Below are 23300 nucleotides of genomic sequence, written 5' to 3'. Positions count from 1 at the left end.
GTGAAAAATCATTTTAGTCAGAAATTATTCATTATTTTTAAAAAACTTTCTTTTTCTTTTCAGGATCAAGAATATATTGAGAAATCAAGGTTTTCATTTGTTATTCTCTTGATTACCAAAAAAAGTTTTTGACAATTCAAACACACAATAAGTATCATAGAATAATAAAAGGAGGTTGTACAATGTCAAATGTAAATAGGCAGAAAATTGTGGATAGTGTACCTCAGAAAGGATTCTTTGGACATCCTAAAGGGTTATTCACACTTTTCTTCACCGAATTCTGGGAGAGATTCTCTTATTACGGAATGAGAGCTATTCTCGTTTACTATATGTATTATAGTGTAACCAAGGGTGGTCTAGGAATGGACCAAACCTTAGCCCTGTCTATTATGTCTATATATGGTTCTCTCGTATATATGTCAGGGATTATCGGAGGTTGGTTCGCTGACCGTATCTTTGGTACCTCAAAAGCTGTATTCTATGGTGGAATACTAATTATGCTTGGTCACATTGCCCTAGCAATCCCTGGTAATATTGCCTTCTTCTTTGTTTCCATGGTACTGATTGTGTTGGGGACAGGATTATTAAAACCAAACGTTTCAACCGTTGTTGGTGAAATGTATGCTGAAAATGATAACCGTCGCGATGCCGGATTTAGTATTTTTTATATGGGTATTAATGCCGGTGCCTTCCTATCACCATTAATCGTTGGGTCAAAAGCAATCATGAATACAAGCTTCCACTTAGGTTTCGGTATCGCAGCTGTCGGTATGTTCCTTGGATTAATTGTATTCCTTGCCACAAAGAAAAAAAATCTTGGTCTTGCTGGGACAATGGTATCAAATCCGCTATCATCAGCTGAGAAGAAAAAAGTATATACTTATTTCGCACTTGCTGTTATTGTCATTGCTATTATTTGTTTTATTACGATTCCAAATGGACTTTTAACATTTGAAGCATTTATTAACATTGTCAGTATTTTGGGAATTTTAATTCCTGCTATTTATTTTATTCGCATGTACACTAGCCCAAAAACTACTTCTGTAGAACGTTCACGAGTAATTGCCTACATTCCATTGTTTATTGCATCCGTAATGTTCTGGGCTATTCAGGAGCAAGGCTCTACAATCCTTGCCAACTATGCGGATAAGCGTACACAATTAGATTTTGCTGGAATTAATATTTCTCCAGCATGGTTCCAATCGTTAAACCCATTATTTATTATTGTATTAGCTCCTGTATTCGCAGCGATTTGGGTGAAATTAGGTAAGCGCGAGCCTTCCATTCCTCAAAAGTTCTCATTGGGCTTATTATTTGCAGGGTTATCATTTATGGTTATTCTTATTCCTGCATACTTAGGAGGAACAGATTCTTTAGTAAACCCGTTATGGCTTGTTCTTAGTTATTTAATTGTTGTATTAGGTGAATTATGTTTATCACCTGTAGGATTATCTGCTACAACAAAATTAGCTCCAGCAGCCTTCTCTGCACAAACAATGAGTTTATGGTTCTTATCAAGTGCCGCTGCTCAAGCATTAAATGCGCAAGTTGTTAAATTCTATACACCAGCAACAGAAATGACATACTTCGGTGTCATTGGCGGTGCTTCCATCGTCCTCGGTATTATTCTATTAGCGATGTCACCAAAAATCCAAGGTCTAATGAAGGGTATCCGCTAATACTAAAAAAGGTGAAAGATCTCTAGTAAAGAGAACTTTCACCTTTTTTGATTTAATCATTTTTAAGGTCATTTAATTCATCGATTAACTGTTTAGTTCGTTTAGCATTTCCTTGTGCGAAATTTTCAAGACGTTCTTTTAATTCATTATTATTATGAATCCGTTCTGCTGTGATGAGATAAGTCCTCATCAAATTCTCTTCTATTTCTTTTGAGTTTTCAAGAATTGATACAAGGTTTTCCTCTTCTTTATTCTTTCTATCAAACATATTTAAATCCACCTGAGAAGGACCTCCTTTTTACTTTATCCTTCTCTTACTTAACCAAATTTATGTTATTAGAATAAATTACAATCCCTGTACAAATTTTAATTTACATATACAAAAAGGCCCACTCACTTTTATTGAGAATGGACCTTTACTGTTTATAAACTTCTGTTTAAAAAAGCCTTGGTTCGATCAAACTTGGGATTTGTAAAGAGTTGAGTTGGATGTCCCGACTCTATAATCTCCCCATTATCCATAAATATTACCCGGTTTGCTACTTCTTTTGCAAAACCCATTTCATGTGTAACCACAATCATTGTCATATGTTCTTCAGCCAAATCTTTCATTACTTGCAGTACTTCCCCTGTTAACTCCGGATCGAGGGCCGATGTTGGCTCATCAAACAATAGGATTTCAGGTCTCATCATAAGGGCACGTGCAATTGCTACCCTTTGCTTTTGACCACCTGATAAATTCGCCGGATAGGCCTTAGCACGATCTTTCAGACCAATTTTATTAAGAAGCTCTGAGCTTCGCATCTCAAGGTCAGCAGCTGATTCCTTTTTAACCAATTTAGGTGCAATCATCAAATTTTCCTGAACAGTAAGATGCGGAAACAGATTAAAGTGCTGAAAAACCATTCCCATCTTGGCCGTTATCTGTTTAATCTCAGGGCCCTTTGGATAAATTCCATCTTTCACCAAATAATCACCCGCAATATTAATACTGCCTGCGTCCACTTGTTCAAGATGAACAAGACTGCGGAGCATGGTACTCTTCCCTGAGCCAGATGGACCAATAACAGCTACTACATCATTTTTATTTACATCAAAGGTTATTTTTTTTAATACATCTAAATTCCCATAAGATTTTTTAAGATTTGATACTTCAATAATCGCCATATTCACCCTTACCTTCTATTCATATCTAAATCTATTTTCAATCCATTTAAATATAAGTGTTAATACCAGTGTCATTAAGAGGTATATAAACCCAGCAACAACGAATGGTACGATTGTAAAATCACGATTTACCGCGGTTTCAGCAAAGTGCAAGAGTTCTGGTACTGCCACTGCATAGAGAAGCGCCGTATCTTTTACTAATGTAACCGATTCATTTGCCACAGCGGGCAGGGCAATTCGAAACATTTGAGGCATGATGATTCTTGTGGTCATCTGCCATCTATTCAGCCCTAATACTTGGGATGCCTCATATTGCCCTTTATCAATTGCCAATAAACCTCCACGAAAAATCTCAGCAAAATAAGCTGCATAATTTAAAATAAACCCTAAACAAGCTGCAACAAAACGATCCAAGACTAAATATTCACCAATAACAGGAATCATCGGCAGCCCAAAACAAATGAATAATAATTGCAATAACAGTGGCGTTCCCCTCATGACATAAATATAGGCTTGGGCAAACCAGGACAAGGGTTTAATTTGGCTTCTAACTGCCAAAGTTAACAAAAAACCCATTGGTATAGAAATAATAATCGCAATGAAGAATAACAGAACGGTCATCTGGGCCCCTTCAAGCATGGGTTTCAGAATCGAAATAATGTAATTTATAGACATTCTAAAATTTCCTCCAATTAGAAAAGCGTTAGCAACATTACCAACTAACAAACAAAACAGGCTTTCCGGTGGAAATCCTGTTTTGCCTGCTTATCCATTTTACTTCAATACTTTATCTTCTCCAAACCACTTGGTGGATATTTTGGCCGCGGTACCGTCTGCATTCATATCGTCAAGGGCTTTTTGAAGCTTTTTAAGTAATTCTTCATTACCTTTTTTCACACCTACTCCATATTCCTCAGGAGCTAGTGATTCATCTAATATTTTAAAAGTATCTTTCTCTTTCGTCATATAATATTTAATAACGACCTCGTCAATAACTACTGCATCTAAACGGCCGCTTTTTAAATCGTTTAAAGCTAACACATTGTCTTTGAACTCTGTAACAGTCTTAATTTTTGATTTAATAGGGTTCGCATCTAATGCATCAGAAGCGGAAGAAAGTGATTGAAGACCAACAACTTTACCCTTTAAATCAGCAAGTTTAGCAATGTTCGAATCCTTGCGGGTTACAACTACCTGTGCATTTTTTAAATATGGCTTTGTGAATAGCACCTTTTTCTTTCGTTCGTCTGTAATTGTGTAGCCATTCCAAATAAGATCAATACGTCCGCTGCTTAGTTCAGACTCTTTGGTTTTCCAATCAATTGGCTGGAACTTTACCGTTTTTCCCATTTTTTCAGCAGCAGCTTTGGCGTAATCAATATCAAAGCCAACAATTTTGTTATTTTCATCTCTAAATCCCATTGGTGCAAATTTATCATCAATGCCAATGGTTAGCGTTTTGTCGTCTCCATTACCAGATGTTTTGCTTGAGCATGCTGCTAGAAGTGAGAATACAGCTGCGATTGCTAAAATCATCGTTACGATACGTTTCATCATGTATTACCACCTTTTTAAAGATAAGTTTATAAATCCTTTAGTACGTTACCATATTATCATACTACAACATTATAACATTATAATATTTTAAAACACAAATCATTTTTCTGGTAAAATAAAAAAAGGTTGCAACGCAAAGGAAACAGCCAAAAATAGACTGTTTCCTTTACATTTTCAACCTATCATTGTATAGCGATTTTCAATCAACTTAATTCTATGATACAACTCTTGATTAATCGGTGTCGGTACACCAAACCTTTTCCCCAGTTTAACTACGGTACCAGAAAATAGCTCTACTTCACTAATTCGTTTTGCCTCCACATCCTGGGCCATAGATGGCTTCCCATCTGGACTTAATGTACCTAATACCCCTAACCAATAATCTAAATCCTCTTCTGTTAGTTGAACTCCTGCTTTTTCTGAAAGAGAAATGACCTCTTTCATGGCCGAAATCATCTTCGATCTTGCCGGTCCCTCTTGCTGGACTTCACCATAATTACTTTCAAAGACGGCAACTGTCTGATTTACTCCTACATTGAGCATGAATTTCCCCCATAATCTTGTCAACATATCTGAATCTACCTTATAGGGAACTTCCATTTGTTCAAAAAACTCTGTTACCACATTCACTCTTTCAGAAATCAAACCTGTTTCGCTTTCTCCAAAGCAGATCATTCCCATATGGTCGTAAGTCAATTGGTTACCCACTTTAACCGCATCCATCCCTTGGGCCACACTATATAATATTTTATCCATCCCGTAAATCTCACCAATGATTTCTTCACTGGTGATTCCATTTAATAGAGATAAAATAATAGTGTTCTCTCCAACATGCTTTTGTACTGATTGAATTGCATCCTTTAAGCCATTAAATTTTACCGCCATTATTAGTAAATCGGCAGGCTCACACGGTTCTTCAGGTGTCACATAGTTGAAGTCACAGCACTCACCATTACAAAAAACCCCATTCTGTTGATAGCGTTGAATACGATTTTGATCAGCTATTATTCTTAAATCAGCCCGGGGCATTTTCTTAGCTAATTGGTGTCCAAATAAAATCCCTAATGCTCCCAGACCTATAATAGAGACTTTTTTTATGACCATGGCTTTTTACCTTAGACCCTTACTGCCCATCCAAAAGGATCTTCTTTTATGCCATTTTGGATTCCGGTTAATGTATCGTATACCTGCTTCGATACCGAACCAATCTCACCATTATTAATCACCATTTTCTCATTCTTCCATAATAATTCTCCAATTGGCGAGATAACTGCTGCGGTGCCTGAACCAAATGCTTCCTCTAGTACCCCATCCTGATAGGCTTGCTGAATTTCATGGATAGAAATCTTTCGCTCTACAATTGGAATATTCATATAATTCAAGAGCTCAATAACCGATTTACGGGTAATCCCTTCAAGGATACTACCATTCAAAGCTGGGGTAATAACCTCACCATTGATTTTAAAGAAGACGTTCATACTGCCAACCTCTTCAATATATTGATTTTCTTTTCCATCAAGCCATAACACCTGTGAATAACCATTTTCGCTCGCAATTTCGCCTGCCTTTAAGCTTGCTGCGTAGTTCCCCGCTGTCTTTGCATTTCCAGTTCCCCCAGCAACGGCACGTACATATTCACTTTCCACAGCGATTTTAACCGGATTGATCCCCTCTTTATAATAAGCACCTACAGGAGAAAGAATAATCATAAATTGATAAGTTTTTGCAGGATGTACACCCAAAAATGCTTCCGTTGCGATCATAAATGGGCGGATATAAAGGGATGTCCCTTCCGCAGTTGGGATCCAATCCCGTTCAATTTGAATTAATTGCTTTAAGGCACTTAGTGCACCTTCCTCATCAAGTTCTGGCATAACTAACCGGTCATTGGATCTGTTAAACCTTTTGAAATTTTCATCTGGTCTAAACAATAGAATCTGTTCATCCTTTGTCATATATGCTTTTAATCCTTCAAATACGGTTTGCCCATAGTGAAATACGGTCGCAGCCGGGTCTAAAGTAATTGGTTGATAAGGAACAATTCTTGGATCATGCCATCCTTTACCTTCTGTATAATTCCAGATAAACATGTGGTCAGTAAAGTACTTCCCAAACTCTAAATGGTCAAATGATGGCTTTTGTTTTTTTTCTGTGCTTAGGATTACTTCAAGTTTTAACTCCTTCATGATTATGGCTCCCATCCTTAGTTCTTTAAATCTTTTTAAAAAGTATAGTCACATAATTTTAATACTATTTTGATTATTTTAACATATTTTTCGCTTAATAGTTCAAATAAAAAATTATCCATAAAAAAATATTAGAACCACACTTCTTATATAAAAGAAAAAAAGCAAATAAACTTGTCAAAGACAGTGTCTACTTGCTTGCTAAACGATTAAAGTTTTAATTATGAAACTTTAAACTAACTTAATGTTACTTGTTTGTTATTTCTAGCAATTTCAGCTGCCACTTCGACAATCATATCCTCTTGGCCGCCAACTACTTTACGTTTTCCTAATTCTATTAAAATATCACGTGAATCGACACCGAATTTTGCTGCAGCACGTTTCGCATGAAGAGCAAAGCTGGAGTAAACTCCCGCATATCCTAGCGTTAAACTATCTTTAGTTATTTCCTGAGGAACTTGTAGGATAGGTGCTACAATGTCTTCTGCTAAATCCATCATCTTATATAAATCTACCCCTGTTTTTATCCCCATTCGTTCACAAACTGCGATCAACACTTCAGTCTGTGTATTTCCAGCACCCGCTCCAAGGCAGCGTACACTTCCATCAATCCGAGTTGCCCCTTCATCAATAGCTGCAAGTGTATTCGCCATCGCAAGTGATAAGTTGTTATGACCATGAAACCCCACATTAATACCAACAGATTGTTTTAAGGCACGAATCCGTTCACGTACTTGATCAGGTAATAAATAACCAGCAGAGTCTACTACATACACAGTATCGGCCCCATAGCTTTCCATTAATTGGGCTTGTTCTACTAATTTATCAACTGAAGCCATATGATTCATCATCAGAAATCCAACTGTTTCCATTCCTAGTTCTTTTGCGTAAGCAATATGTTGGGGAGCTACATCTGCCTCAGTCACATGGGTAGCAATACGTGCCATTTTAGCACCTAAATTGGCTGCTTCCTTTAATTCATGCAATGTGCCGATTCCAGGTAGAAGAAGCACAGCAATTTTAGATTTATCAACAACAGATACCGCTGCTTCAATTAATTCCATTTCATTCGTACGGGAAAGACCATATTGGAGAGAAGAACCTGCCAGCCCGTCCCCATGAGATACTTCAATAAAAGGTACGCCCGCATCGTTCAACGCTTTTGTAATTTTAAGTACTTGCTCGACTGTATATTGATGATTAATCGCATGACTTCCGTCCCGTAAAGCCACCTCGGTAATCAGGATCTCTCTCTCATTTGTCATTTTTATTACCCCTCTCTAACAGCTTAAACTGTTTCTTTCGTTAATAGTTTTTTCGCGAATGCTTCAGCAATTCTTACACCAGCAGAAGTCATGATATCAAGGTTACCAGCATACACCGGCAAGTAATCACCAGCACCTTCTACTTCAAGGAAGATAGTCACTTTATTGCCGTCGAAAATCGGTTCCGTACGAACACGGTAACCTGGCACATATGATTGAACCACCTTTTCCATTTCAGCGATTGATTGTCTAATCGCAGCTTCTTCCATTTTCCCTTCTTCCACTAGCGTATAAACCGTATCACGCATCACAATTGGCGGTTCTGCTGGATTCAAGATAATAATTGCTTTTCCTTTTTTAGCACCGCCTACGTTTTCAATTGCCCGCGCAGTGGTCTCAGTAAATTCATCAATATTTGCACGTGTTCCAGGACCTGCACTCTTACTAGCAATTGTTGCAACAATTTCTGCATATTCTACTGGAGCTACACGGTTTACTGCATGAACCATTGGAATCGTTGCCTGTCCGCCACAAGTAATTAGATTGATATTATCTTCTTCAAGGTGGTCTTCAATATTTACAGCTGCACATACATAAGGACCTACAGCAGCTGGTGTCATATCAATTACCTTTATGCCTGCCTCTTTTAAAACTTTGGCGTTATATATATGAGCTTTTGCGCTTGTTGCATCAAAAACAATGTCTGCTTCTAAATTAGGATCTGCCAGGAAACCATCAATTCCTGTCTCCACTCCGGCATAACCTAATTCTCGAGCACGGCGTAAACCGTCCGATTGAGGATCAATGCCAATTACGGCTGTTAATTCTAAAATTTTAGAACGCCCCAGTTTAATCATTAAATCTGTTCCAATGTTCCCAGAACCAAGGATGGCAACTTTTACTTTTGACAAAATACTTCTCCTCCTATACCCTCATTTATTATTTTTTCTCTGTACTTACTCTAATTAGATTGCAGCTTTCCTTTGTACCCCAACTGCCTTGATATCTCAGCTGCTGCATATTTAATACCCATAATTACTTTAGGCAGACGTTCTTCGTCTAACCTCATTTTAGGGGCTGCACAACTTATTGAAGCGATTACCTTTCCTTGATGATTAAAGATCGGTGCAGCCACACATTTAAGTCCTAACTCAATCTCTTCATCATCAAAGGCATAACCTTGCTCCCTGATAGCTGGTAAATGACTTTTAATCACCTCAATATTTGTCATTGTATATTCCGTGAATGCTTCTAAGCTGGAAGATGATAAAATTCGGTCCACTTCTTCTTCACTTAATTGGGACAGAATGGCTTTGCCAACTCCTGTACAATGAAATGGGGCTCTTTTGCCAATATGCGAATAGATCGTTAAGGCACTTTGACCTTCTACTTTATCAATGTAAATTAGTTCATCACGCTGCAAAGTCACTAAGTGAACAGTTTCATTTAGTTCATCAACAAGATCTTTTATGATCGGTCTGGCAATTCCTCCTATATCGAGATGTTTCCCTACGTAATTACCTAATTCAAAGAGTTTGATGCCTAGTTTATATTTCAGATTCTCTGTATTCTGTTCTAGATATCCACGGTGTTCCAAGGTTTTGATAATACCGTGAACGGTACTCTTTGATAGCTTTAATCTGTCGCTAATTTCTTTAATGCTTTGTTCCGAATGTGAAGTCAAAAATAATTCGAGGACATCTGCTGCTCTTTCTATTGATTGAATTAATCGTTCTGTCACTATGATCCTCCATTTCATTCGACATTATCGAATGTCATTCGTAAATATTAAGTACACTTTTATAGTACTCTCCGGGCATCTTTCTGTCAACGTTTTCATTTTTAATTTTTTCGATATAAAAGCCGTATTCTCCCCTTTGGAAAATACGGCTTATTTATCAATAATGATCAGGCTAAACAATCTCAAATTGTTTAAATTCGGTTTGATCCGGAATATAATCTAACGTTTTATGATTGAAATAACTGTGCATTACTTTAGAACAAAGCAGGTGATACTTCTATCTTCGTTAAAGTCCCAATCCACAAAAATATCTGCAACAGGATTTCTAAAGATTTCTTCAAAGCGGCCATCTCGGTGCAAATATGATTTTTCGAGTTCATCCTTGGTGACCAAAAGAGTCTGTTCGAATCCCTTTGCAATCAATGCCTTCTCTATTCGAACTAAAATTCCATCTCGTTTTACCAAAAAAATCTTCGGTGAAATAAAATAGGCTTCTGTTTTCTCCGGCCTTTTTTGTACCAATATACTAATTCTTTCAATCTCTTCGATTATAAGCTTCAGGTCAACATTGGCACCTTGATTCGGATAATCAAGTTCAGTGATAGCGCCTTCAAATTGAATAGTTATCATACCTGTATTTTGCGGATAGTTCCAATCATGGTAAAAGGATTCAATATCCTGTTCAAATTCAAGTTCTAGAATCCCCTTCAATTGGTTAAGAACAGTTTTCATAACTATATCTCGCGAAATTTCAATATTATCGGAATTACCGTGCTCCAATAAAGTAGATTCTAATGGAGACATAAATCCCCGTATGTAAAAAACCAAAAACCTATCATTCGCAAAAGCAGAACAAGATTCCGGTCCACGGCCAAAATTTTTTCTTAGCATTTTACTAGTTAAGCTGCTTATATCATTTAATTTCTGTTGCAATGGGAATGACATATGTGTTTAGACCTCACTTTCGAAAAAGGAAAAAAAACTGCCTGACATTATCATGCCCCGGCAGTAAGATTTTTACTGTTATATTCAGTTATATTCTTTGTTGAAACTAAAGATCAAATAACTTTTATTATTTTTACTGTCCCACATCATAAATATATCCTCGATCGACCGATTATACAGTTCTTCAAATAATTCCCTTTTCTGATAAAAACCCTTTTTGATTTCTCTAGCATAGGTAAATAACAAGTCGGAATTTCCCTGTTCTACCATCAAGTAGTCTAGTGGCAGCATAACTCCTTTTGATTCAATCGCACAGATATTCTGAGTGTACTTAACAACCTTTAACTCGCTGGGAATTTTATGAAGCTCGGAACCCACCATTTGAACTAATTGAAATAACTTCCTCTCAAAACTTTCATCTACCTTCACATCAGGATTGAAACTATTATTCACTAATAGCAATATACCCGAGTTCGAATTATAGTTCCAATCTTGGTAGAAGGAATCGAAAGTAATTCCTAAAACAAGCGATGATTCCTGCACTAACTCTTGAGACAAAGCGGTTATGACAGACCACCGAAAATTCATCAGCAAATTTAATTCTTGCTTTTCCGCTAAAATTTCTTCGGCCGGTGTCATAAAATTACGGATATAAACGTATAACCGGTTTGCTCTAAAGACGGTGTAACAGGTTTCAGGACCTTTACCAAACCCCCTCTTTATGATTTTACTAAAAGAACTGCTCAGAGACAGCAAATCTTCTTTAGTTGCAACCATTCAAATCCCCCTTGATACAATATAAAAAGGCCTAACTTCACAAAAAGGAAGTTAGGCCACGGTTAAGACGACATTAAAAAAATTAGTTTCTACCATTTACCATCACAATAAGAATATATTTTTATAATAAAAAAGACTTTAAATCAGTTTTTCAAAACTAATGACAGCAAGACATTAGACAAAATTGATAATAACATTAAATTCACAGGATAACAACAAAATTAGGCAAAAAATAGCCATGAATGAAAAATTATTGTTCAGAAGATAACGGAAATTCCACATGAAGAGTGGTTCCATTCTTATTACTCTCTATGTATAGATCCCCTTTATGTTCTTTTATAATTTCTCGGCTAACCAGCAACCCCAGACCCGTTCCATTTTCTTTTGTGGTAAAAAAAGGCTGCCCTATTTGATTAAGTATATCTTCGGGAATTCCGCATCCCTGATCGGTGATGCTAATTCGGACCTGACCACAGGCAAGAGGGCTCCCATTTATTTGCACCATCCCCCCCTCGGGCATTGCTTCAATTGCATTTTTTATAAAATTAATAAAAACTTGTTTCAATTGATTTTTATCCCCTGTTATCCATGTGTAAGAAAAATCAATCTGTGTTACTATTTGAATATTATTTAAGAGGGCCTGCGATACCATTAAGGTAATAACTTGCTCTAATAAACTTTGAAGGTTTACTCGCTCATATTTTTGTTTGGTTGGCTTTGCAAGGACCATTAATTCTTTTAGAATTTCTTCAATCCGGTCAATCTCGGAATTAATGATTTCAAAATAGATTCTATTTCCAACGTTTTCTCCCATTAATAATTGTAAAAATCCTTTTATAGCAGTGATGGGATTGCGGATTTCATGGGCAAGCCCGGCAGCCAGCTGACCAGCAGTAGCTTGTTTTTCCGATAAGCGAGATAAATTATTAATTAAGGTATGATACTCTTTTTCACGTTCCATGGTTAACCTGTTCTGTTTTATGGACGTTATATCCTTAATGACTAGATACGTGCCAAGGTAATCCTGTTCAAAAAAAATAGGAATTGAGGTGACATTTACATCTAAAATACTTCCATCAATGACTTGTACCTGAGCATCAAAGTTATCAAGTTTTTCCTGTTCTCTCCCTTTAAAGAAGGTTTGCTCTTGATTTAAAAAGTCTAAGACAAACAGTTTATTTAATGTTATCTGATGCAAAGTTTCCCTCGAATAACCTAAAAAGGGTTCACAAGCATGGCTGGAATATTCAATTTTTCCTTGCAGGTCAATCAAAATAAACGCATCTCGATTTTTCGCTAGGATCGAAAAGTCCTTATCCATGTTCGAATCTCTATATACTTTTAAAAGAACACTCTTTCGGTCGGTTCCATACATAACCATAAGGCAGACCCTCCTTTCTTAAATTTTTCATTTAAAAAAGCCACAATAAGAGCAGAGAATCCCCCTACATCTTACTGTGGCTTTAAAATCTAGCATTAACTTCTAGAATTCGTTACCATTTTAAGTTTTAACTATTTTCACAATTAACCAGTAGAATAGAGCGTTTACTCTATATCCACATTAACTATATTATATTTTTCCATTTTTAGCAATAAATTATCAGTATTTTCTTAAATTTCCATCAAAAAAACTTTTCCACTCATGTACCGCAAAAGGTTTGGTAAGGACGAGTAGACGACTCAGGCAGTGTACAGTATTCCTCCTGTCCCGGATTGTGTGCATACGGGTTTGAGAGAACTTGTAATAGTTTGTTCATTACACTGTAATCTCCTTGAGTAACTGCGGCTTCAAGCGCTTCCTCTACCCGGTGGTTTCGAGGAATTACCGCAGGGTTACTGGTCCGCATTAACTGATTTGATTCCTCTTCCGTTTCCTTCTGCCTACCAAGTCTCGCCTGCCACCGCTCCTTCCATTGTAAAAATTCAGGTGTCCCCAAAAACTTAATATCGTCATATTGAGCAAAAGTTAAAGCACGGAAAGTATTAGTGTAGTCGGCCTGACCATTATGCATTAAATTGAATAGCTCTTCAAATAATGATTCATCCTGTTCCTCTTCATTAAAAATCCCAAGTTTTGCTCTCATTCCTGCAAGCCAATTCGTTTGATACAATTTTATAAATTTGGATATCTCTTCTTGGGCTATTTGGACTGCTTGTTCTTGATTATCGTGGAGAAGCGGCAATAAGGTTTCTGCAAATCTTGCCAAATTCCATCCGCCTATATATGGCTGATTAGCATAGGCATATCGGCCCTCTCTGTCAATCGAACTGAATACGGTGGCTGGGTCATAAACATCCATAAAGGCACAAGGTCCATAATCGATGGTTTCTCCACTAATAGTCATATTGTCAGTGTTCATGACTCCATGAATGAAGCCAACCAGCTGCCATTTTGCAATGAGTGCAGCCTGTCGTTTAATTACTTCCTGAAGCAGCGAAAGATATGGTTTTTCGGATTCCTCAATGAGTATTGGATAATGGCGTTGTATAGTATAGTCAGCCAATGCCTTAAGATCTTCAATATTGCCTTTTCCTGCTGCGTATTGAAAAGTCCCAACACGGATATGACTTGCAGCCACTCGTGTAAGAATAGCACCAGGAAGCAAAGTTTCACGGATAATGGTCTCACCCGTTGTAACAACTGCTAAGCTGCGAGTGGTCGGAATTCCTAGCGCATGCATCGCTTCGCTGATAATATATTCACGAAGCATAGGTCCAAGCGCTGCCCGGCCATCCCCCCCTCGGGAGTATGGGGTCCTGCCAGATCCTTTGAGTTGGACATCAACCCGTTCACCTTGCGGGGTGATCTGCTCTCCAAGTAATATTGCCCGGCCATCTCCCAACATCGTAAAATGCCCAAATTGATGCCCGGCATAGGCTTCTGCAAGCGGTTCGGCCCCTTCAGGAATCTTATTGCCAGCAAACACAGCTGTCCCCTCTTCGCTCTGAAGAGTTTCAGGATTTAACCCTAAAAATACGGCCAATGGTTCATTAAGTACCACTAGGTTTGGTGAAGTTACAGGTTTGGGGTTCTGACTTGTGAAGAAGGACTCGGGAAGTCGGGAGTAACTATTATCAAAATTCCATCCTATTTTTGTCATGGCAACTCCTTTTCTCTATATTATCTTCATTTTATTATTATTCCTTGTAAATCCCTTTTTAATTTTTGCCTTCATATAGTTATTATACCTTTTCGCCTTTAAGGTAATGAGAAATATGCCTTAAGGAATATGAAAAGGCTGCTCCCAAGCAGAGAGTAGCCTCACTTAGAGTTAGCTATTATGTTTTGATAATCGTGTTTTGTATCTACATCCAAAATTGTACCTTCATCATCAACCGACACGTAAATATGTTGATCAGCGAATTTAAAAATCGGTTTTGCCCCCTGGTCACCAGTTATTGTTTTTAAATAAGGGAGCATTGAAGAAGAAATAAAAACGGGATGTCCAGGTGTTCCATTATAAGTTGGTTGAATAATACATTTGGATTGAGCGATTCCCTTTTCTATACTGACTTTGAGGATTTGATCGATTGTCGAAGCCTTTAGTAAGGGCTGGTCACCCAAGAATACTAAAACACCACTTGTTACATTATTAAAGTAATTTATGGCGGCCTTTATAGAACTACTTAAACCTTCTAAGAAGTGTCCATTAATGATCCAATTCAACCGTTCATCTTCAACATGGATAGCTTCTCTTAGTTCATGTTCTTTATAACCCACAACTGCTATGACCTCTTGAAACGGAAACGATAAAACTCTTGTTAAAACAACCTCAAGCATAGGTTTTCCATCAATCGGAAGCAAAGGTTTAAATTTTCCCATTCTTGAGGAAATACCCGCAGCTAAAACTACTGCTTTTATAGGAATCGAATTAATTTGTACCCCTACCACAGTTTTCCTCCTCTTTTACCAAAACGTGAGGTATAAAATGACACTCAAGATGGGGTTTAAGGTATAACCTCATCCTAAACCATATTCTTTTATTTTATTGTAAAGAGTCCCCCTAGAAATGCCGAGCAAACTGGCCGCCGCACTTTTATTTCCATACGTTTTTCTTAATGCCTCTTCTATTTGCAAGGCTTCGACATTCTTTGAGGAAATTTCCGCCGGGGTACCTTCCGCACCTTTTTCCTCGATCTCATTGCTATTAATGTTGCTCTTTATGTTCTCAGGCAATTGTTCAATTGTAATAGAAGGCTTGTCACTCAATAGAACGATCCGTTCGATGGTATTCCTGAGTTCACGTACATTTCCGGGCCAATCATAGTTCACTATATGCATCATTGTTTCTGGATGAACCTCTGGAACCATTTTTTTATATTTAGCGCTGAATTCTTTGATATATTTATCAACCAACGTGACAATATCCTCTTTTCTGGTCCGAAGCGGAGGAATGTCGATTGTTATTACAGAAAGATGAAAATAGAGCTTTTCATTTAGACTCCCTTCCCTTAGCAGCACATCAATGGGTTCAGACGTGGACGTTATAATCCGGGCAGGAGCAGCAATCTTCTCTATCCCTCCAACCCTATAGAAACTGTGATCAACTAGATATTCCAGCAACTTCCCCTGTATGGAAAGCGGCATTTTATCAACATCTTCAATATATAACGTACCATTAGACGCCTGCTCAATCCTGCCCATTTGCAAAGCTTGCTGTTCGGCGGTGTCGTTAACCTTTTGGAAACCAAAAAGTTCAATTTCTAATAGGGATGCGGGAATAACCGAACAATTCAAAGTGATAAAAGCACCATTTGCTTTTGCTCCCCCATAGTGAATCGCTTGCGCTAACATTTCCTTGCCTGAACCGGGTTCCCCTGTTAAATGGACCGGTATATCGGCATGCGCTACTTTTTGCGCAATTTTCAATGACTCTTGAAATCTCGGGCTTCCAGTTACCATCGTAGCAAACGGATTGGCTTTTGGGACGAGTAAAGGTGAGTTTGAGTCCAATTCTTCATTAAGCCGGATAATATTTGTAATATTATGTTCTGTAGCAATACCGCCAATAATTTTGTTTTCAACAATAATCGGTAAGGCATTAATTAGAACATGAGTTTCTTTATTTGGACGATGGTACTCACCTCTTACAAACCGCCCTTCATTCAGAATTCGATGAAGAATAACCGAGTCATCATTAAAATGCTCACCAATCTTCTTACCCAGGATAAATTCCTTTTTAATCTTGTAGGTCTCTTCTGCCGTTGTATTCCAGTAAACAACATTTCCTGATTCATCCACAGCCGTAACAGAATCGCTTATGGTCTCAGCCAACGTTTCAAAATAAGCTGATATCCTTTTATTCTTTTCCTTAAGTTTGTTAATTTCCTTCCCTGATGTTAGGACCCCCATGTATTCCCTTTCATTTTTAAAAAGGACCGGCCTCCTCCAGTCCACTTCCGGCGGGAAACCTTGATCAGCTAAAACCACTGTTGAAGGTAGCCATTTGAGATGCTGAAGCCAGTCAATCACAGGCAGGGAATCGTTCCCTAAAGCCATCAGGTTATATTCATAGTTATTAATGATAAAGTATGTTCCGCCTGCGACAATGACAAAATTATACTCGTTCAGTTTCTTTTTTATTTCATTTAATGGTGTACGATCATTTACAATTGTAAAGGAGTAATCCAATTGATATTGTGCACTTTTGAACATACTAAAATCCTTTCTCGCTTTTCTTTCACTTTAGCACAAAATAAAACGCTATATCCACTTAATTGAATTAAAGATTGTTTCAACGCCAATAAAGCAAAAACATTATTCACATTACTGATTTTGTCTGAATTTCTTAACAACGAATTAATCTTTGTTAGATATTTTAACTCACCTCATTATCAATCACAAAAGCTCAGACTAAGTATAAAAAAGCTGAACCCGTATAGAACGGGCTTCAGCTTTTTTATATGGGATTACTGAATACTTACCCACCGTCTTCTAGAATGTTACTAATCCAACATAATTAGGAATTTCTCTAAGGACAGAACGATTATGCTGATTGTTTGTATTGATCAAATTCTTTCTTTAACTGGTCACTCGGTTCCGGTGTAACTAGACTGACTAACCAGATAGCCGCCAACCCAACAACGAACCCTGGAATAATCTCGTAAAGACTTTTTGCCAATACAGGAACATTGGCCCAAACAATTACAGTAACTGCTCCCCCAACCATACCGGCAAGAGCTCCCCATCGATTCATTCGATTCCAGTAAAGGCTCAACAGAATAACTGGCCCAAAAGCCGCTCCAAAGCCTGCCCATGCATAAGCAACAAGGGAAAGAATAGTGCCATTTTTATTAAAGGCCAGTAATACAGCTATAAAGGAAACAACAAGGACTGAAAGTCTGCTTACAAGCAACAGCTCTTTTTCTGTTGCTGACCTGCGGAAAAAAGTCTTATAGACATCTTCTGTCAGAGAGCTTGCGGTAACCAAAAGTTGAGAAGAAATCGTACTCATGACGGCCGCTAATAAGGCCGCTAACAAAAACCCAGTAATGAGTGGATGGAATAGAATTTCACTTAATTTAATAAAAATTGTTTCTGGATCTGTAAGATGCAGTCCTTGCTTTGAAAAATAGGAAAGGCCAATAAAACCAGTAAACATCGCGCCACCGACAGAGAAAATCATCCATCCCATTCCTATTCTCCTAGCTTTCTTAATCTCTTTAACTGATGTGATTGCCATAAAACGAACAATGATATGAGGTTGTCCAAAATAACCTAACCCCCATGCCATTAAAGAAATAATCCCGAGCAAAGAAGTTCCTTTAAAAATATCAAATAATTTAGGATCAATGCCTTTTATTTCACCAAATGCGGAGTCAAAGCCGCCCACTTGCATAATCGTTACAGCGGGAACAAGAACTAGAGCAATCACCATGATTATTCCTTGAACAAAGTCAGTCCAACTAACCGCTAAAAATCCGCCAAATAAGGTATAGCCAATGACAACAGCAGCGATTATCCAAAGACCTGCCTGATAGTTAAGATTGAACGTTGACTCAAAAAGAACCCCGCCTGATACCATTCCAGAAGAAACATAAAAAGTAAAGAATACAATAATGACAAGTCCGGAAGTTAACCGCAGTATTGACGAGTTATCCCCAAAACGATTTTCCAAATAGGCTGGTATCGTCATTGAATTATTGGCGGTTTCCGTATAAATCCGCAATCTTGGAGCCACGTACAGCCAGTTTAAATATGCGCCTATTGTCAGACCGATGGCAATCCAGGATGCACTCAAACCTTGGGTAAACATCGCACCAGGAAGACCCATTAGCAGCCATCCACTCATATCAGATGCCCCTGCACTTAATGCGGTAACTGCTGCTCCCAGGCCCCTTCCACCAATCATATAATCTGATAGATTAGAAGTTCGTTTGTAGGCGAAATATCCAATTAAAAGCATTCCCACCATATAAATACCAATTGAAATAAGTATTTGTGTATTCAATCGTCATCCCCCATTCTCCGTATTACCCCATAATAACACGATCTCTTTCATAGAAGATACCCTTGGTTCAATTTCTCGGAAGAGCCCCCTCCCAGAGAGCTCTCCGATCCTCTTGGTTATGATAGTTTTTTAGATTTTAACTTAGCTTGAGTAAATAACAGTAAGTAATCGTATCCTCCTGCTTTTGAATCCGTGCCTGACATATTAAAACCGCCAAACGGGTGTGCTCCAACTAATGCACCGGTACACTTTTTATTGATATACAAGTTGCCACAATGCATATTTTCAAGAGCATAGTTGATTCTGTCCTCATCCTTTGAATGGTAAGCACCTGTCAAACCATACTCCGTATCGTTATAAATCTCAATAGCTTCCTTCCAGTCAGCAGCTTTTGTAATCGCTAGAACCGGCCCAAAGATTTCCTCCTGCATGATGCGGGCTTTTGAATCAACATCCGCAAAAATAGTTGGTTCAATATAAAAGCCGTTCCCTTCCGCTCTTGAACCGCCAGTAAGCAGTCTGCCTTCCGTTTTACCAATTTCAATATAGTCCATAATTTTATCGACCGATTTCTGATCGATTACTGGACCAATTGAACAGTTTTCTTCTGGTAGACCAATGGATAAGTTTCTTGTCAATTCTACTACCTTTTCTACCACTTGGTCATAAACTGATTCTACGATAATCGCTCTAGATCCAGCCGAGCATTTTTGTCCCTGAAAACCATAAGCTGAAGCAACAATAGCCGCAGCAGCTGCATCCAAGTCAGCTGTTTCATCAACAACAACACCGTCTTTCCCACCCATTTCGGCGATGACACGCTTTAACCATAACTGGCCAGGCTGTACCTTTGATGCCCGCTCATAAATCCGGCATCCTACAGCACGTGAGCCTGTAAACGAAATGAAACGTGTTTTTGGATGTTCGACCAGATACTCACCTACTTCGATTCCATCCCCAGGCAAAAAGTTAAGTACACCTGAAGGAAGTCCAACCTCTTCCATTAATTCCACAAATTTAGCTGCAATCACAGGAGTTGCATCTGCAGGCTTTAAAATCACGGTATTTCCAGATACAATCGCTGCTACTGTCGTACCTGCCATAATGGCCAATGGGAAGTTGAATGGAGATATGACAATACCAACACCAAGAGGGATGTAAGAAATCTGGTTATCTTCCCCTTCAATTTTAGTGAGCGGCTGATGAATGCTTGTTTCACTCAGACGAATCATTTCCCTGGCATAAAACTCCATAAAATCAATGGCTTCTGCTGTATCGGCATCAGCCTCTGCCCAGTTTTTACCTGACTCATATACAAGATAGGAGGAAAACTCATGCTTACGCTGTCTCATTAGGTCAGCTGCTTTGAATAAATACTCTGCACGTGCTGCAGGGGCAACCTTTTTCCAGGTTTCAAATGTTTTTAAAGCCTCCTGCACAGCCTTTTCAGCTAGCTCTTGATTTCCTTTACTAACAGTTCCAACAATTTCATCAACATTTCCAGGATTAATAGAAACGGTTTGCTCCTCGGTAAATAGCTTATCTTTCCCAACTACTATTGGATACTTTTCGCCAAGCTCCTTTTTTACTTTTGCAAGAGCTGCGTACATTGATTGTTTATTTTCCTCGATTGAAAAGTTTGTAAAGGGCTCGTTTTTAAATGTAGCTACTTGAATTGTTGTTGTCATAAGATTCCTACTCCTTTTATAAATTTGTTATTTTAATAGATTTTTAAGTACAAACCAGACATTTGCAGGTCTTTCTGCTAATCGTCTCATGAAATAACCAAACCAATCGACCCCATAAGGTACATACACTCGGACTTTTAAACCTTCTTTTACAAGTCTTGCTTGAATCTCTTCACAAATACCATAGAGCATTTGGAATTCAAATTGCTCTTTTGGTATTTGATGCTCACTAACGACAGACTTTGTATATTCAATCATTGTTTCATCATGGGTTGCAACGGCAGTATAATTACCGTTTAAAAGGTGCTGCCTAATAATTTTTTTGTAGTTTTCATCCACATCTTTTTTCTCAGGAAAGGCTACAGACGGTGATTCCTTGTAAGCCCCTTTCACAAGGCGCAAGTTTGCATTCAATTTATTTAAGTGGGCAATATCCTGCTGGGTCCTAAAAAGGTAAGCTTGAATAACAAGGCCAACATTGTCATATTCCTTGCGCAGCTCTTTGTAAATATCGATTGATATTTGACAATGCTCATAATCTTCCATATCGATTCGAACAAAATTATTATGCAGCTTAGCCCGATCGAGGATTTTCCGCATATTCTTCATACATAGCTCTCTGCTTATATCAAGTCCAAGAGATGTCATTTTTAGGGAAAGATTTGAATTAACACCAGCTTCACTAATTGCATCTAAAGTTTGAATACACATGGCAGCTGATTCGAGTGCCTCTTCTTCGGTATAAACAAATTCACCCAGATGGTCCAATGTCACAACCTTACCCTCGCTATTTAGCCTTTTAACAGCCTCAATAGCAGATTTAATAGATTCACCTGCTACAAAACGGCTTGCCCCAAATCGCAAACCATATTTTTTTGCGAGTTTATTGGCAGAAGTGTTTTTCCCAAGTGATTGAAACATGTTTCTCATAATTAATTCCAAATCCTTCAATCCTCCTTTTATGATTATGTAAGCCCTTACTCTATTTTAATATTTCTTGAACACTACTGTCTATATATTTTTAACTTAAACAATATTGTTAACTATACAAATTGATTATAGGACGGTTTTGATGTTTATTGAACATAATTGTCATATCATCTGACACACTTTTTACAATGGTGTTTAAATCATCTAAACAAGATTTTTTTAAGTAATAGGTGAATTTTATTCCTGAGTAAAAAAGATCCTATCATTAATTTGATAGGATCTTTTATTTATTACTTCCTATTTATTTATTGTGCCATAGAAAAAAACATCCTATTTTGGTTAATAGGATGTTTTTGGATAATTGGAATTCTAGCTTATCAAAAAACAGAGTAGGATCTAACGTAATACTCTTGCTGCGCTAGAAAATTTAGAAGGATTATAAGCAGAAATTTTTACAACGTCACCTGTTTGTGGTGCGTGTATATATTTTCCGCCTCCGATGTAGATACCTACATGATAGGCTGGGTTACCTCTGAAAACCAAATCCCCAGGCTGTACTTGACTTGGAGAAATTGCGATCCCTACATCTTGCTGGTCACGTGACACCCTAGGAAGATTGATGCCTGCCGCATTCCTAAACACATAGGAAGTGAAACCGGAACAATCAAATCCACTAGGAGTTGAGCCGCCCCAAACGTATGGAACACCTAAAAATTGCTTTGCATACGCAATTACTGCGCTTGCCGATCCAGTGTTAGCTGGTGGCGCTGCAATTGCAGGTGGTGCAGGCTTAGAAGGAGTGCTCTTTACTGGCGCCTGCTGTTGTGCAGGCTGCTCATCTTGTTGTGCTGGCTGTTGTGTCTGCTGCTGTACTTGTTGAGGGCGCTGTTGGGCCTGTTTAGGTTGTTGTTGTGCCTGTTGTTGGGCAAGCAGACGTGCTTGTTCAGCCTGTTGCTGCGCAAGCTGTCTAGCCTTCTCTTCAGCCTCTTGTTGAGCTAATTGGGACTTTTGGCTTTGTAATGTATCTTTTGCAGCTGCTAATTCTTTTTCAATTTCTTTCTTATCTTCCTGAATCTGTTGTTGTTCAGAAGCCAACTCATCTTGGCTCTTTTTTAATTGATCATACTCATTATGCAATTTTTCTTCTGCATTTTTTAATGCTTGTTCTTTTTCATTTAAACCGTTTAGCAAATCAGTATCGCTTTGCATAATACTAGAAATTGCAGTAAAACGAGTTAAAAACTCGGAAATATTGTTAGATGATAATAACAATTCGGCGTAGGTAGCAAGTGACTGTTTGCCTTCTAACTGAATGCTTTTTAATCGCTCAGCGTACACCTGTTTATGAGCATCCAGGGACTTTTGTGCTGCTTCAATTTCAGCCTTGGTGTCTTCAATTTTCCCTTGTTGTGTTTTAATTTGATCGTTCAGTTCTTGACTTTTCTCCATCGCTAGAGAAATTTTGTTGTCTATTTGTTGAACCTTTGTTTCAAAATTATCGATTTGTTCTTGTGTATTGTTAATTTGTCCTTGTGTTACCGGGCTAGCGAAAGTAGGTGTTGCTTGAATCATTGCAGCAATTATGGAAGCGGATACCGTATATTTCAGAAATTTTCTTAGCATAATAGAATCTCCTCTTGTAACCTATATATATATGTATTCTTAATTTATTCTTAAGTTATTCTTAATATATTCCTAGTTTATATTTTAAAGAGAATAAAAACAATGAAACCGTCGATAATGTAATATAAATGTAATTTTATGTAGAATAATCTGATAAAGAGTCGACACATTGTGAAATATTTGTAACAAAGGACATAAAAAAGAAAATGAGATATCCCCCATTTCGATTAAAATCTGTCTATTCTATATAGACCAAATACCTAATTTCCAACCTTTTTAGGAATATCATAC

Annotated in this window: 20 protein-coding genes; 1 reads left to right on the top strand and 19 read right to left on the bottom strand. The window is 37.8% G+C overall.

Features of this window, described 5'->3' with window-relative positions; genetic code table 11:
• Positions 1-182: 182 nt before the first annotated feature.
• Positions 183-1679 (top strand): peptide MFS transporter, encoded by a 1497-nt coding sequence (locus tag CVD27_RS08995; RefSeq protein ID WP_101647563.1) that lies wholly within the window; start codon positions 183-185, stop codon positions 1677-1679.
• A 52-nt stretch (positions 1680-1731) separates the two neighbouring features.
• On the opposite strand, the gene CVD27_RS08990 is transcribed toward CVD27_RS08995, so the two are convergent.
• The 19 genes from CVD27_RS08990 to CVD27_RS08900 all read right to left on the bottom strand — a co-directional run bounded on the left by CVD27_RS08990 (position 1732) and on the right by CVD27_RS08900 (position 23009).
• Positions 1732-1947, bottom strand: a complete 216-nt coding sequence (locus tag CVD27_RS08990; RefSeq protein ID WP_257984305.1) for a hypothetical protein — start codon at positions 1945-1947, stop codon at positions 1732-1734.
• A 155-nt stretch (positions 1948-2102) separates the two neighbouring features.
• A complete protein-coding gene (locus CVD27_RS08985) occupies positions 2103-2846 on the bottom strand; it encodes an amino acid ABC transporter ATP-binding protein (RefSeq protein WP_101647561.1) in 744 nt (247 codons plus the stop codon).
• Positions 2847-2861: 15 nt separating this feature from the next.
• Complete coding sequence (locus tag CVD27_RS08980) at positions 2862-3521, bottom strand: amino acid ABC transporter permease (protein WP_101647560.1); 660 nt, start codon at positions 3519-3521, stop codon at positions 2862-2864.
• A gap of 99 nt (positions 3522-3620) precedes the next feature.
• Positions 3621-4400 carry an amino acid ABC transporter substrate-binding protein gene (locus tag CVD27_RS08975; protein WP_180960207.1) on the bottom strand — a complete coding sequence of 260 codons (780 nt, stop codon included), beginning with the start codon at positions 4398-4400 and terminating at the stop codon, positions 3621-3623.
• Between the two features lie 177 nt (positions 4401-4577).
• Positions 4578-5507, bottom strand: coding sequence for a ketopantoate reductase family protein (locus tag CVD27_RS08970; RefSeq protein ID WP_101647558.1), 930 nt, complete (start codon positions 5505-5507; stop codon positions 4578-4580).
• A gap of 11 nt (positions 5508-5518) precedes the next feature.
• Positions 5519-6589, bottom strand: a complete 1071-nt coding sequence (locus CVD27_RS08965; RefSeq protein WP_101647557.1) for a branched-chain amino acid aminotransferase — start codon at positions 6587-6589, stop codon at positions 5519-5521.
• Positions 6590-6825: 236 nt separating this feature from the next.
• Positions 6826-7854 carry a 4-hydroxy-2-oxovalerate aldolase gene (gene dmpG, locus CVD27_RS08960; RefSeq protein ID WP_101647556.1) on the bottom strand — a complete coding sequence of 343 codons (1029 nt, stop codon included), beginning with the start codon at positions 7852-7854 and terminating at the stop codon, positions 6826-6828.
• A gap of 23 nt (positions 7855-7877) precedes the next feature.
• Positions 7878-8765 (bottom strand): acetaldehyde dehydrogenase (acetylating), encoded by an 888-nt coding sequence (locus CVD27_RS08955; protein ID WP_101647555.1) that lies wholly within the window; start codon positions 8763-8765, stop codon positions 7878-7880.
• 50 nt (positions 8766-8815) lie between these two features.
• Positions 8816-9595 (bottom strand): IclR family transcriptional regulator, encoded by a 780-nt coding sequence (locus CVD27_RS08950; RefSeq protein ID WP_101647554.1) that lies wholly within the window; start codon positions 9593-9595, stop codon positions 8816-8818.
• A 249-nt stretch (positions 9596-9844) separates the two neighbouring features.
• The gene (locus tag CVD27_RS08945) at positions 9845-10528 is read right to left on the bottom strand and encodes a DUF2294 domain-containing protein (protein ID WP_257984304.1); all 684 of its coding nucleotides are present in this window, start codon (positions 10526-10528) and stop codon (positions 9845-9847) included.
• A gap of 96 nt (positions 10529-10624) precedes the next feature.
• The gene (locus tag CVD27_RS08940; RefSeq protein ID WP_101647552.1) at positions 10625-11317 is read right to left on the bottom strand and encodes a Na-translocating system protein MpsC family protein; all 693 of its coding nucleotides are present in this window, start codon (positions 11315-11317) and stop codon (positions 10625-10627) included.
• Positions 11318-11567: 250 nt separating this feature from the next.
• Positions 11568-12698, bottom strand: a complete 1131-nt coding sequence (locus CVD27_RS08935) for an ATP-binding protein (protein WP_101647551.1) — start codon at positions 12696-12698, stop codon at positions 11568-11570.
• Positions 12699-12957: 259 nt separating this feature from the next.
• Positions 12958-14418: a protein adenylyltransferase SelO gene (locus tag CVD27_RS08930; protein ID WP_101647550.1), complete on the bottom strand. Its 1461-nt coding sequence runs from the start codon at positions 14416-14418 to the stop codon at positions 12958-12960.
• Positions 14419-14579: 161 nt separating this feature from the next.
• Positions 14580-15209, bottom strand: coding sequence for a nucleotidyltransferase family protein (locus CVD27_RS08925; protein WP_101647549.1), 630 nt, complete (start codon positions 15207-15209; stop codon positions 14580-14582).
• A 69-nt stretch (positions 15210-15278) separates the two neighbouring features.
• Positions 15279-16973, bottom strand: coding sequence for a sigma-54 interaction domain-containing protein (locus tag CVD27_RS08920; RefSeq protein WP_101647548.1), 1695 nt, complete (start codon positions 16971-16973; stop codon positions 15279-15281).
• A 331-nt stretch (positions 16974-17304) separates the two neighbouring features.
• Positions 17305-18768 carry a sodium/proline symporter PutP gene (gene putP, locus CVD27_RS08915; protein WP_101647547.1) on the bottom strand — a complete coding sequence of 488 codons (1464 nt, stop codon included), beginning with the start codon at positions 18766-18768 and terminating at the stop codon, positions 17305-17307.
• 116 nt (positions 18769-18884) lie between these two features.
• The gene (pruA, locus tag CVD27_RS08910) at positions 18885-20456 is read right to left on the bottom strand and encodes an L-glutamate gamma-semialdehyde dehydrogenase (protein WP_101647546.1); all 1572 of its coding nucleotides are present in this window, start codon (positions 20454-20456) and stop codon (positions 18885-18887) included.
• A gap of 27 nt (positions 20457-20483) precedes the next feature.
• Positions 20484-21398: a proline dehydrogenase family protein gene (locus CVD27_RS08905; RefSeq protein WP_101647545.1), complete on the bottom strand. Its 915-nt coding sequence runs from the start codon at positions 21396-21398 to the stop codon at positions 20484-20486.
• Positions 21399-21782: 384 nt separating this feature from the next.
• On the bottom strand, positions 21783-23009 hold the full coding sequence (locus tag CVD27_RS08900) for a C40 family peptidase (RefSeq protein WP_101647544.1): 1227 nt from the start codon (positions 23007-23009) through the stop codon (positions 21783-21785).
• Between the last annotated feature and the right edge of the window lie 291 nt (positions 23010-23300).

Source organism: Neobacillus cucumis (genome assembly GCF_002860255.1).
GTDB classification, from domain to species: Bacteria; Bacillota; Bacilli; order Bacillales; family Cytobacillaceae; genus Neobacillus; species Neobacillus cucumis_A.
The sequence above is the reverse complement of the archived record's forward strand: the minus strand, read 5'-3'. Positions and strand labels throughout refer to the sequence as shown.